The organism is Rhodococcus kronopolitis (assembly GCF_042654025.1).
GTDB lineage: Bacteria > Actinomycetota > Actinomycetes > Mycobacteriales > Mycobacteriaceae > Rhodococcus_G > Rhodococcus_G kronopolitis.
Genome location: NZ_JBHSFO010000003.1, coordinates 107,832 through 120,216 on the forward strand (window position 1 = coordinate 107,832; position 12,385 = coordinate 120,216).

Genomic DNA, 12,385 nt, shown 5'->3' on the forward strand with positions numbered 1-12,385 from the left:
GAACTGGGCGGCCCCGCGGACGACCGCGTCGGCGGCCGCCCGGACGACCGTTCGTCGACGCTGCCGCGCCGATCACCGACGGACCCGGCCGCGGACCGCGCTTTCTCGCGGTCCGCACGCCGCGGTCCCCTAGTGTTCAGTGCGCGTCACAGGCAACCAAGCACGGGGAGAGGACAGCGATGAGTGCAGTCGAGCGGGCCGGCGGATCGTACGCCGAGGCCTTCCGTCGGAGCGTCGAGCAGCCGGAGCAGTTCTGGCTCGAGGCCGCGGCGGCCGTCGACTGGGACGTCGCCCCCACCCGCGCCCTGGACTCGTCGTCGGCCCCGATGTACCGCTGGTACCCGGACGCGACGATGAACACCTGCCACAACGCGCTCGACCGGCACGTGGCGGCCGGCCGGGGTGACCAGGCCGCGCTGATCTACGACTCCGCCATGCTCGGCACCACCCGCACCTACAGCTACGCGCAGCTGCTCGACGAGGTGTCCCGGTTCGCCGGAGTGCTGACCGCGCAGGGCATCTCGGCCGGCGACCGCGTCATCGTGTACATGCCGATGATCCCGGAGGCGGCCGTCGCAATGCTCGCCTGCGCGCGCATCGGCGCGGTGCACTCGGTGGTGTTCGGCGGGTTCGCCGCCGCCGAGCTCGCCGCCCGCATCGACGACGCGGAGCCCAAGGCCCTGGTCACCGCGTCGGGCGGGCTGGAACCGGGGCGCACCATCGAGTACCTGCCGATGGTCGAGCGGGCGCTCGGGCTGACCGACAAGGCGCCCGCCGTGGTGGTCGTCAAGGACCGTCCGGGCATCCCCGGCGCCGCCGCCGACTACGCGGGCTGGCTGGACTGGGACGCCGAGGTGACCGCCGCCGCCCCAGTGGCCTGCGTGTCCGTCGCCGCGACCGACCCGCTCTACATCCTGTACACCTCGGGCACCACCGGGAAGCCGAAGGGCGTGGTCCGGGACAACGGCGGGCACGCCGTCGCGCTGACCTGGTCGATGCGCAACCTCTACGACATCGGCGTCGGCCAGGTGATGTGGACGGCTTCCGACGTCGGCTGGGTCGTCGGGCACTCGTACATCGTCTACGGCCCGCTGCTCGCCGGCGCCACCACCGTGATGTACGAGGGCAAGCCGGTGGGCACCCCCGACGCCGGAGCCTTCTGGCGGGTGGTCCAGGACCACCGGGTGCGGGCGCTGTTCACCGCACCGACCGCGATCCGCGCAATCCGCAAGGAGGACCCGGAGGCAAAGGAGCTCGCCAAGTACGACATCTCGTCGCTGGTGACGCTCTTCGCCGCGGGCGAGCGCCTCGATCCCGACACCTACGAGTGGGCGGGCAAGGTGCTCGGGGTCCCGGTCGTCGACCACTGGTGGCAGACCGAGACCGGTTGGGCGATCTGCGCGAACCTGCGCGGACTCGAGCCGATGCCGATCAAGGCGGGCTCCCCCACCGTCCCGGTGCCGGGCTACCGCGTCGAGATCCTGGACGGCGAGGGCGCGCCGGTCGAGGCGGGCACCGAGGGCAACATCGTCATCGCCCTGCCGATGCCGCCGGGCACGCTCGCCGGGCTCTGGCGCGACGAGGACCGGTACGTCAGGTCGTACCTGTCCACCTTCGACGGCTACTACCTCACCGGCGACTCCGGGTACATCGACTCCGACGGCTACGTGTTCGTCCTCGGCCGCAGCGACGACGTGATCAACGTCGCCGGGCACCGGCTCTCCACCGGCAGCATGGAGGCCGTGGTCGCCGAGCACGTCGAGGTCGCCGAGTGCGCGGTGATCGGGATCCGGGACGAGCTCAAGGGCCAGCGGCCCAGCGGCTACGTGGTGCTCAAGTCCGGTTCCGAGATCGATCCCGAGCAGTTGCGGAAGGAACTCGTCGCGATGGTCCGCGACCAGATCGGCGCCGTCGCGACGTTCCGCGACGTGACCGTGGTGCAGGCCCTGCCGAAGACCCGGTCCGGCAAGATCCTGCGCAAGACGATGCGTCAGATCGCCGACCACGACGAGTACACGGTGCCGTCCACGATCGAGGACCCGGCGGTGCTCGACGCGTTGGCCAAGCTGCTCGGTCCGGACGCCTGACGGGAAGCGCCTGCCGACGATCCGCGGGGCGGGCGCAGCCCGGGCACCGGCAGTGCCCGTCGGGCGCGGACCGTCGCCACCGTTCCGCGGCCGGTCGGTAGGCCGGCGCCACGTCCGGCGGCATCGGCAGGTCCCGTGCCCATCCGGGTACTGGCCCGGTATGACGGGTCGTCTCGGGGTTACGGTCGAAAGGAGCCGTCTGACCCATCCGACCGGCCTACGGCGTCGAACCACCACTGACACGGTTGTCCGCTACCGGAAGGTGTGACCGCGATGAACCTCGTCAGCGCCCTGCTCGCCGCGGGATCGACACTGCTCCTCGCAGTCCCCGCCCAAGCCCAGACCGCCCCGCTGGCACCGGTGCCCGCCCTCGACGTCGCCCGGTACACCGGGACCTGGCTGCAACTCGCCGCGGTACCGCAACCGTTCAGCCTCGCGTGCGCCCGCGACACCCGGGCGACGTACTCGCTGCTCGACGCCCGGAACGTCCGGGTCCAGAACACCTGCGAGACCTGGTCCGGGGGCCGCAACGAGATCGTCGGCAACGCACGGGTCAACGACCCGGTCACGAACGCCCAGTTGCACGTCAGCTTCCCCGGCGTGTCGTCCCAGGACTCACCGGACGGACCGACGAACTACGTCGTGACCTACCTCGCCGACGACTACTCGTGGGCGTTGGTCGGGGACCCGGCCCGCTTCTCCGGCTTCGTGCTGTCACGGGTCCCGGCCGTCACCGCCGAGAGGTGGAGTCAGATCCGTACCGTCGTCGAGTCCCGCGGGTACAACTCGTGCCTGCTGCTCACCACACCCACCTCCGGCGGCCGCGACGGCATCCGTCCGCTCTGCACTCTCTGACGGGGTCAGGGTCCGCTCGAGTTCCGGCGGGCGGCGGCGCCGGTGATGTTGTTGACCATGCCCTTGAAGATGACCCAGTGGAACGGCAGGATCGCGTACCAGTAGGCGCGGCCGGCGATTCCGCGGGGGAAGAAGATCGCCCGCTGGTCGAGCCGGGAGCCGTTCGGCGCCACAGGATGCACCCGCCACTCCAGCCAGGCGCCGCCCGGTGCCCGCATCTCCGCCCTCAGTCTCAGCAGGGCGCCGCGGTCGATCTTCTCCACCCGCCAGAAGTCGAGCGCGTCGCCGGTCTGGAGGCGGCGCGCGTCACGCCGGCCGCGCGTGAGACCCACCCCGCCGACCAGCCTGTCCAGCCAGCCGCGGACCGCCCATGCCAGCGGGAAGGAGTACCAGCCGTTCTCACCGCCGATGCTCTCGACCACCTGCCACAGCGTCTGCGCGTCCGCCGCGCAGGTCTTGCTGCGTTCGTCTGTGAACACCACCTCGCCGGCCCAGGCCGGGTCGGACGGGAGGGGGTCCGACGGCGCTCCCACCGGCGCGGCGTTCGCCCATGTCGTCTCCACCTCACCCCGCTCGATGCGGCCGAGCGCCAGCCGCACCGCCTCCCGGTACGGGGTGAGTCCGCCCGCGGGCGGCGCAACGATGTCGTCGATGTCGTGCTCGGTCATCACCGCGTCGTTGTGCAACGACTCGATCAGCGCCCGCCCCAGACGAGGCGGGATCGGGGTCACCAGCCCGATCCACAGGCCGGCCAGCCGGGGCGTCAACACCGGAAGGACCAGGATGCGACGGTTGGCCAGACCCGCGACCTGCGCGTAGGTCTTCATCATGTCGCCGTAGCGCATCACGTCCGGTCCACCGATGTCGTAGGTACGACTGCACGGCAGCGGGGCGTCCGCCGCGGCGACCAGGTAGTGCAGGACGTCCCGCACCGCGATCGGTTGGATCCGGTTGTCCACCCAACGCGGCGTCGTCATCACCGGCAGCCGGTTGGTCAGGTGCCGGATCATCTCGAACGAGGCCGAACCGGATCCGATGACCACACCGGCCTGCAACGCCATCGTCGGGATTCCCGAGTCGATCAGGATCCGCCCGACCTGGGTGCGGGAACGCAGGTGCGCCGACAGTTCCACCCCCGCCGGGTGCAGCCCGCCGAGGTAGACGATGCGGGACACGCCCGCGGACCGCGCCGCGGCGACCACGTGCTGTGCGCCGCGTCGCTCGGCGTCGACGAACGCCTCGCCCCCGCCCATGGAGTGGACGAGGTAGTAGACGACGTCGATGTCCGTGAACGCCGCGGTCAGCGAGTCCGTGTCGTCCAGGTCGCCGCGGCAGATCTCGACGTCAGGCGCCCACGGCACGTCCCGGAGCTTGTCCGGGGACCGCACCAGCACCCGAACCGAGTGCCCGGCCGCGAGCAGTCGGGGTGTCACCCGGCCGCCGATGTAGCCGGTCGCACCCGTGACCAGCACGCGCAGGTCACCCATCACTCGACGATAGCCCTGCCTCAGCGCCCGAGTTCGCCGAGTCGCGCCAACGACTCGCGACGCTCGACGGCATGGTCGACGATGGGGTCCGGGTATCCGGACGGCCGGCCGGACTTCAGCGCGTGCACCGCGCCGCCCGGGACCCCGCGCAACTCCGGCACCCAGCGGCGCACGTACTCGCCGTCCGGGTCGAACTTCTCGCCCTGAGTCGTCGGGTTGAACACCCGGAAGTACGGCGCCGCATCGGTTCCGCAACCCGCGGTCCACTGCCAGCCGTGCTGGTTCGAGGCCAGGTCACCGTCGAGCAGGTGGGCCATGAAGTATCCGGCCCCACGCCACCAGGGCAGGTGCAGGTCCTTCACCAGGAAGGACGCGACGATCATCCGGACCCGGTTGTGCATCCAGCCCTCGGCGAGCAGCTGACGCATCCCGGCGTCGACGATCGGGTAACCGGTTCGTCCTTCACACCATGCGGCCCAGGATAATTCGGCATCCGGACCCGTGTCGTACCGGATTGCGTCGAAGCGGCTGTCGTAGTTGCGCCGGGCACTGTCCGGGCGGTGGTAGAGCACGTCGGCGTAGAAGTCGCGCCACGCCAGCTGGCGCCGGAAGGCCTCCGGGCCCGCGCCGCGCATGCGGGCGAGATCCGCGAGGACGGTGCGCGGGTGGACAGACCCGTACTTGAGGTCCACCGACAGTCGGCTGGTCGCATCGAGGTCGGGCCGGTCCCGAATCCGGTGGTAGTCGGCGAGGTCGCCGTCACGGAACCGCGCCCACCGTTCGAGCGCGGCCCGCTCGCCCGCCGGCGGCCCGCCCGACGCTGCGGGCCGCGGAACCGACACCCGCGCAGGCAGTTCCGGATCGAGCCAGGCCGCGGCGTCGGCCGAGCCCGCCGCGGGTCCGCGCCAACCGTGGTCGAGCCAGCGACCGAAGTACGGCGTGAACACACGGTAGGGGCCGCCGTCGGCCTTCGTCACCCGGCCCGGCGCGACGGCATAGGGCGAGCCCGTCCGCACCAGCTGCACCCGCTCGGCCACCGCGGCATCACGCCTGCGCCCATACGGCCCGTAGTCCGCGCTGACATGGACCTCGCTCGCGCCGACCGCCGCCGCGACCGAGGGCACCATCGACACGGGATCGCCGCGCACGACGCACAGGCGGCCGTCCAACTGCTCGTCGAGAGCCGACAGGCTGCGGAACAGGTGGTCACGCCGGACTTCACCGGACGGCCCGAGAATCGACTCGTCCAGGACGAAGAGCCCGAGCACCCCGTCGACTCCGGTCTCGGCCGCCGCGGACAGCGCCGGTAGGTCCCCGGTGCGCAGGTCACGTCGAAACCACATGACGGAGGCAGGCATGGATGTCTTTCTACACCTGCCCGGCGGGTGCGGGCAGAATGCAGGGGTGACCGAACCCGCCATCGCCACGGTCCTGGTCGTCGACGACGACCGGGACGTCCTGCTCTCGCTGCGGCGCGGCCTGAGCCTGTCCGGATTCGAGATCCTCACCGCGGCCAACGGCGCCGAGGCGCTGAGCGCGGTCGCCGACCGCTCCCCCGACGCCATCGTCCTCGACATGAACATGCCGGTGCTCGACGGCGCCAGCGTGGTGACCGCGTTGCGCGCGATGGGCAACGACATCCCGATCTGCGTGCTCAGCGCCCGATCCTCGGTGGACGACCGGATCGCCGGGCTCGAGGCCGGCGCCGACGACTACCTCGTCAAGCCCTTCGTGCTGGCCGAACTCGTGGCCCGCATCCGGGCGATGCTCCGCCGCCGCGCGACGCCGCCGCCGGCACCGGCACCGCAGGGCGCCCTGACGCTGGGCGCGCTGACCGTCGACCTGCTCGGCCGCCGCGCCATCGTCGACGGCCGCGAGATCGAGCTGACCAAGCGGGAGTTCGAACTGCTGGCCGCGCTCACCCGCAACAAGGGCGTGGTGCTCAGCCGCGAGCGACTGCTCGACCTGGTCTGGGGATACGACTTCGTGGCGGACACCAACGTCGTCGACGTCTTCGTCGGCTACCTGCGCCGCAAGCTCGAGGCCGACGGCCACCCGCGCATCCTGCAGACGGTGCGCGGGGTCGGGTTCGTGCTGCGGGACGCCCCGTGAGCTCCCGCCGGTCCTACTCGCTGCGCGCCCGCGTCGCCGCCGCCACCGCACTCGGCGCCACCGTCATCGTCGCCGCACTGGGAATTTTTGTCGCCCTTGCAATCTCGAGAAACAATATGAGCCAGCTCGATCGTCGCCTGGAGACCGCATCGAGCGTGCTGATCGCCAACGTCACCGCCGCCGCGTCGTTCCTCCCGAATCTCGGCGACGCCGGCGCCTTCGCCGTGACCATCCGCGCGGGGTCCGACGTCATCATCAGCACCCCCACCCGACTCCCCCCGCTCGAACCCGGCGCCGCGACCGTTGTCGTCGACGGCACCGCGTACCGCGCCAACACCAGCCCGGTCCCCGGCACCGACAGCCTGGTCTCGCTGGCCGTCCCCGCGTCCGAGGCCCGGGACATCACCGTCGACCAGCAGCAGTGGGTGGCGGTCTCCGGCGTCCTGGCCGTGGCCGCCGCGGCCGGCCTCGGCTGGATCTTCGGCGGCCTCGCGATCCGGCCGATTGCCGCACTCACCCAGTACATCGGCAACAGCACCCCGGAACCCGGGCCGCTGCCGAAGGTCTCCGGGGTCCGCGAGGCCGAGGAGCTGGCGGAGGCGCTCGAGCTGATGCTTGCGCGGATCGCCGAGGCCCAGGCCCAGTCCGCCGCGTCCCTCGAGACCGCACGGGACTTCGCGGCCGCCTCCGCACACGAACTGCGCACGCCGCTGACCGCGATGCGCACCGACATCGAGGTACTGACCACCCTGCGGCCTGACGGCGCCCAGCGCGCGGAGATCCTCGCCGACCTGGAGCGCACCCAGGGCCGCGTCGAGGCCACCCTGTCCGCGCTCGAACGGCTCGCGTCGGGCGAGCTGTCCAGCGAACGCGACCACGTGCCCACCGACCTGGTCGAGCTGTGTGACCTCGCCGCCCAGGACGCCGTGCGCCAACTGCCCGGCGTCGCGGTGCTGGTGGAGTCCGACCCGTCGCTGGTCATCAAGGGCCTGCCTGCCGGCCTGCGGCTCGCCCTGGACAACGCGATCGTCAACGCGGTCCGGCACGGCGGGGCGTCGACGGTGGTGCTGGCGGCCCGGCGCACCGGGCCGGGCACCGTGACCGTCACCGTCGACGACGACGGCACCGGCGTCCCGGTGCCCGAGCGCGAGGCGGTGTTCGAGCGCTTCGCCCGGGGCTCCGGGGCCGCGCGCGGCGGGTCGGGTCTGGGCCTGGCCCTGGTTGCGCAGCAGGCCCAATTGCACGGCGGCCGGGCCCGTTTCGAGGACAGCGGCCTCGGCGGTGCGCGGTTGGTGCTCGAGTTCGCGGCGCCGCAGGACTGACACCCACCCGCCGACGCGGCGAGGGCCCCGCATCGGTGTCGATGCGGGGCCCTCGTCCGTGCGGAGACTGCTAGTTCGTGCCGAGCAGGTCGATCACGAAGACCAGCGTCTTGCCGGAGAGCTGGTGCCCGCCACCGGCCGGGCCGTAGGCCAGCTCCGGCGGCACGGTGAGCTTGCGGCGTCCGCCGACCTTCATGCCGGGGATGCCCTTCTGCCAGCCCGGAATCAGCTGGGCGAGCGGGAACTTGACGGAGTCGCCACGCAGGAACGACGAGTCGAACACCTGGTTCGAGTCGTACTCGACACCGTGGTAGTGCACGTCCACGACCGCGCCGGGCTGGGCCTCCGCGCCGTCACCGACCTCGATGTCCTCGATCACGAGCTCGGCCGGGGCCGGACCGGTGGCCGGTTCGATCACCGGCGCCGCAGGCGGAACCACGACGTCGAGCAGGTCGATCACGAAGACGAGCGTCTTGCCGGAGAGCTGGTGGCCGCCCCCGGCCGGGCCGTAGGCCAGCTCCGGCGGGATGGTCAGCTGACGACGTCCGCCGACCTTCATGCCGGGGATGCCCTCCTGCCAACCGGCGATCAGGCCGGCGAGCGGGAACTTGATGGACTCGCCGCGGCTCCAGGAGGAGTCGAACTCCTCGCCGGACTCGAACTCGACGCCGAGGTAGTGCACCTCGACCTTCGCGCCGGGGGTCGCCTCGGCGCCGTCGCCGACGGTGATGTCCTTGATCACGAGCTCGGTGGGCGGGGGGCCCTCCTGAAACTCGATAACCGGTCCGTTGGTCATCAGGGTTACCTGCTTTCCAGGTCGGTGTAGTTGCGTTCGGTGTAGCCGGTGTAGATCTGACGCGGACGGCCGATCTTGGTGGCCGGGTCCTCGTGCATCTCACGCCAGTGCGCGATCCAGCCGGGCAGCCGGCCCATGGCGAACAGCACGGTGAACATCCGCGTCGGGAAGCCCATCGCGCGATAGATCAGGCCGGTGTAGAAGTCCACGTTCGGGTACAGCTTGCGCGAGATGAAGTACTCGTCGGTCAGGGCCGCTTCCTCGAGCGCCTTGGCGATCTGGAGCAGTTCGTCGTCGCCGCCGAGCTTGGCCAGGATGGTGTCCGCGGCCTTCTTGGCGATCGCCGCGCGCGGGTCGTAGTTGCGGTAGACGCGGTGCCCGAAGCCCATGAGCTTCACGCCGTCTTCCTTGTTCTTGACCTTGCGGACGAACTCCGTGACGTCGCCGCCGTTGGCCTTGATCTCGTCGAGCATCTCGAGGACGGCCTGGTTGGCGCCGCCGTGCAGCGGACCCCACAGCGCGTTGATGCCTGCCGAGACCGAGGTGAACAGGTTGGCGTCCGAGGACCCGACCATCCGCACCGTCGACGTGGAGCAGTTCTGCTCGTGGTCGGCGTGCAGGATCAGCAGCATGTCGAGCGCCTTGGCGACCTCGGGATCGACCGCGTACGGCTCGGCCGGGAACCCGAAGGTCATCCGGAGGAAGTTCTCCACCAGCGACAGCGAGTTGTCCGGGTACAGGAACGGCTGCCCGACGGACTTCTTGTACGCGTAGGCCGCGATGGTCGGCATCTTCGCGAGCAGGCGGGTGGTCGACAGCTCGACCTGCTCCGGGTCGTCGGGGTCCAGCGAGTCCTGGTAGTACGCGGACAGCGCGTTGACCGCCGACGAGAGCACCGGCATCGGGTGCGCGTTGCGCGGGAAGCCGTCGAAGAACCGCTTGAGATCCTCGTGCAGCAGCGTGTGCCGCTGGATGCGGGTGGTGAAGGCGGCCAGCTCGTCGACGGACGGCAGCTCGCCGTAGATCAGCAGGTAGCTGACCTCGAGGAAGGTGGAGCGCTCCGCCAACTCCTCGATCGGGTATCCGCGGTAACGCAGGATGCCCTCGTCGCCGTCGATGTAGGTGATCGCGGACTTGGTGGACGCGGTGTTGACGAATCCGGGATCGAGGGTGGTGTACCCCGTCGCGGACAGGAGCTTGCCAAGCTCGATTCCGTCATTGCCCTCGGTCGCCTCGGCGATGGTCATCGCGTGTGCGCCACCGGGGTAGCTGAGCGTGGGCTTGGTTTCATCGGCAGCGGGCACGGAGGATCCCTCTCAAACTCGAACCTTGCGAATAGCAGATATCAGTCGAGTAGAACCTAGTCTCTGTCCCGTTCGATTGCCCAGCGAGGGTCGCCGCGACGCGACGTGCGCCACAGCCGTCGCGGCTCGGCGGCACCCGGGTCGGTCAGAGCGCGCCGAGGCCCCAGCTTCCGCTCCAGGTCTGGTTCGGCTCGAGAACCAGCTGGTCGATGCCCGAGTTGAAGGCGTCCGGCGGGCAGGTCATCGGCTCGATCGCCAGCGCCCGACCGCGGCCCGGGTAGCCCTCGACCGCGGGGTCCGCGGTGTACACCTGGATCCAGCCGAACCGACGGTCCGTCCACAGCACCGTGCCGGTGCCGTCCGGTGCCCGCAGCACGTGCCGGGCGCGGCCGTCGGGGTCCGGCACGATCGAGCTGAACGGGTCGTCCAGCTGCACCCCGGCGAGGCTGCGCGGCGTGGTGAAGTCGAACTCCGTCCCGTACACCGACTGCGAGTTGCCTGCGGGCAGCAACCGGGCCGGGTCGAGCGGCAGCCGGGTGCCCGCGGTCAGCGTCAGCGTGCAGTCGTCGAGCGGAACGTCCCCGACCCGCAGGTACGCGTGCATGCCCAGGCCGAAGGGCGCGGGCATGGCACCGATGTTGGTCGCGGTGTGGGTGACCACCAGCCCGTCCGGCCCCAGCTCGTGGCGCACGCTCACCTGCAGCGGGTACGGCCAGCCCTTGTGCAGGCCCACCCGGATCGTCTGCTCGACCGCGCTGGCGGTGTGCTCGACGAGCTGCCACTCGTCCCGCCGGACCAGTCCGTGCAGGGCGTTGTGCCGCTCCGGTTCGGTGATGGCCAGGTGGTGCTCGACGCCGTCGAAGACGAAGTGCCCGTCCCGGATCCGGTTCGGCCACGGCGCCAGCACCAGTCCGGCCGAGAGCGGCGGCTGGTCCTGCGCGGGCCAGGTCTCGGTCAGCGCCACACCGTCACGTTCGAGCATCCGCAGCGCGGCACCGCGGGAGACCACCTCGGCCCGGTAGCCGCCGAACCGGATCGGGTAGGTGCGCACGTCGGTGGACGTGACGGTGGTGGACGAGAACTCAGGCATGCGCCCAGTGTCCACGATTCGTGTCAGGCGGACACTGAATCACCGGTACGGGCAGGCCCGACGCGGTAGCGGAGCAGCGCCGGGAACGCCAGGCACACCGCGACCACCCCGACCACCACCAGGATGCCCCCGCCCGCCGCCGCGGCCGCGGTGCCGACGGCGGCGGCCGTCGCGCCGTGCAGCACGTCGCCCATCCGCGGGCCGCCCGCGACCACCACGATGAACACGCCCTGCAGGCGGCCGCGCATCTCGTCCGTCGCCACCTGCTGGAGCATCGTGCTCCGGAACGCCGCGGAGATCATGTCGACCGCGCCGCCGAACGCCAGGAACGCCAGCGCCACCCACAGCAGCACCGGCCCGCTGTCCGGGCTCGCGAACCCGACCGCGACGCCGAAGCCCACCATCGCCAGGCCCCACAGCACGATGCACACCACCACGGCGCGGCCCTGGTACCGCACCCCCGGCAGCCAGCCGGAGAAGACGCCGCCGAGCACCGCCCCCGCCGACATCGCCGCGAACAACAGACCGAGCGCGATGCCGCCGGTGACCGGGTCGCCGAAGGTCTCGTTGGCGATCTGCGGGAACAGCGCCCGCGGCATCCCGAACACCATCGCGACGATGTCCACCACGAACGAGGCCAGCAGCACCTTCTGCGTCGACAGGTAGCGGAACCCGTCGAGCACCGCACCCAGCCCGGCCTTCTTCGTGTGTCCGGTCGGCGGCAGCGCGGGCAGCGCCAGCACCGCCCACAGCGTCGCCATCAGCAGCACCGTGTCGATCAGGTACAGGCTGGCCAGCCCGATCGTCGGGATCAGCACCCCGGCCAGCAGCGGACCGGCGATCGCACCGAACTGCACCACCGTCATGTTCAACGAGTTGGCCGCGGGCAGCTGCTCGCCCGGGATCAGCCGCGGGATGATCGCGGCGCGGGTCGGCTGGTTGACCGCGAAGAACGCCTGCTGCACCGCGAACAGCCCGAGCACCAGCCACACGTTGTCCATCCCGGCGGCGGCCTGGGCCCAGAACAGCAGCGAGGTGACCGAGAGGCCGATCGTGGTGATCGCCATCAGCCGACGCCGGTCCATCACGTCCGCCAGCGCCCCACCCCACAGCCCGAACACCACCAGCGGGACCAGGCCGAACACCCCGGTCAGTCCGACATAGCCGGAGCTGCGCGTGATCTCGTACACCTGTTGCGGCACCGCGACGACGCTGAGCTGGGCACCGACGACGGTGACGATCCCGGCCACCCACAGCCGGCGGAAGTGCGGTTCGCGGAGCGGGGTGGTGTCGGCGAGCAGCCGTCGCTTCCGGCCCCCGGTCACGGGTGCC

At 71.2% G+C, this 12,385-nt stretch carries 10 protein-coding genes and 1 pseudogene; 4 read left to right on the forward strand and 7 right to left on the reverse strand.

Going from position 1 to position 12,385, the window contains the following annotated elements; all coding sequences use genetic code 11:
* Positions 1 to 179 precede the first annotated feature (179 nt).
* Both ACFO6S_RS07080 and ACFO6S_RS07085 read left to right on the forward strand, forming a co-directional pair.
* On the forward strand, positions 180 to 2,087 hold the full coding sequence (locus ACFO6S_RS07080) for a propionyl-CoA synthetase (protein ID WP_378415440.1): 1,908 nt from the start codon (positions 180 to 182) through the stop codon (positions 2,085 to 2,087).
* Between the two features lie 273 nt (positions 2,088 to 2,360).
* Entirely contained in the window at positions 2,361 to 2,942 is a 582-nt protein-coding gene (locus tag ACFO6S_RS07085) for a lipocalin family protein (RefSeq protein ID WP_378415442.1), read from the forward strand.
* A 5-nt stretch (positions 2,943 to 2,947) separates the two neighbouring features.
* Here ACFO6S_RS07085 and ACFO6S_RS07090 read toward each other — a convergent pair whose 3' ends face one another.
* Positions 2,948 to 4,429 carry an SDR family oxidoreductase gene (locus tag ACFO6S_RS07090; protein WP_378415443.1) on the reverse strand — a complete coding sequence of 494 codons (1,482 nt, stop codon included), beginning with the start codon at positions 4,427 to 4,429 and terminating at the stop codon, positions 2,948 to 2,950.
* A 20-nt stretch (positions 4,430 to 4,449) separates the two neighbouring features.
* Positions 4,450 to 5,787, reverse strand: a complete 1,338-nt coding sequence (locus ACFO6S_RS07095) for a cryptochrome/photolyase family protein (RefSeq protein ID WP_378415445.1) — start codon at positions 5,785 to 5,787, stop codon at positions 4,450 to 4,452.
* A 46-nt stretch (positions 5,788 to 5,833) separates the two neighbouring features.
* On the opposite strand from ACFO6S_RS07095, the gene ACFO6S_RS07100 reads away from it, so the two are divergent.
* Entirely contained in the window at positions 5,834 to 6,541 is a 708-nt protein-coding gene (locus ACFO6S_RS07100; RefSeq protein ID WP_378415447.1) for a response regulator transcription factor, read from the forward strand.
* Positions 6,538 to 7,863, forward strand: a complete 1,326-nt coding sequence (locus ACFO6S_RS07105) for a sensor histidine kinase (RefSeq protein WP_378415449.1) — start codon at positions 6,538 to 6,540, stop codon at positions 7,861 to 7,863. Before ACFO6S_RS07100 ends, ACFO6S_RS07105 begins: the two co-directional genes overlap by 4 nt.
* A gap of 70 nt (positions 7,864 to 7,933) precedes the next feature.
* Here the strand turns inward: ACFO6S_RS07105 and ACFO6S_RS07110 are convergent, their stop codons facing one another.
* The 5 genes and pseudogenes from ACFO6S_RS07110 to ACFO6S_RS07130 all read right to left on the reverse strand — a co-directional run bounded on the left by ACFO6S_RS07110 (position 7,934) and on the right by ACFO6S_RS07130 (position 12,378).
* A complete protein-coding gene (locus tag ACFO6S_RS07110) occupies positions 7,934 to 8,302 on the reverse strand; it encodes an FKBP-type peptidyl-prolyl cis-trans isomerase (RefSeq protein WP_378416102.1) in 369 nt (122 codons plus the stop codon).
* Between the two features lie 6 nt (positions 8,303 to 8,308).
* Positions 8,309 to 8,659: pseudogene (locus tag ACFO6S_RS07115) on the reverse strand (FKBP-type peptidyl-prolyl cis-trans isomerase); the annotation flags it as partial.
* Positions 8,660 to 8,664: 5 nt separating this feature from the next.
* Positions 8,665 to 9,963 carry a citrate synthase gene (locus tag ACFO6S_RS07120; RefSeq protein ID WP_378415451.1) on the reverse strand — a complete coding sequence of 433 codons (1,299 nt, stop codon included), beginning with the start codon at positions 9,961 to 9,963 and terminating at the stop codon, positions 8,665 to 8,667.
* A 145-nt stretch (positions 9,964 to 10,108) separates the two neighbouring features.
* Positions 10,109 to 11,053 carry an aldose 1-epimerase family protein gene (locus ACFO6S_RS07125; RefSeq protein ID WP_378415452.1) on the reverse strand — a complete coding sequence of 315 codons (945 nt, stop codon included), beginning with the start codon at positions 11,051 to 11,053 and terminating at the stop codon, positions 10,109 to 10,111.
* Between the two features lie 23 nt (positions 11,054 to 11,076).
* Positions 11,077 to 12,378: an MFS transporter gene (locus ACFO6S_RS07130; protein WP_378415454.1), complete on the reverse strand. Its 1,302-nt coding sequence runs from the start codon at positions 12,376 to 12,378 to the stop codon at positions 11,077 to 11,079.
* Between the last annotated feature and the right edge of the window lie 7 nt (positions 12,379 to 12,385).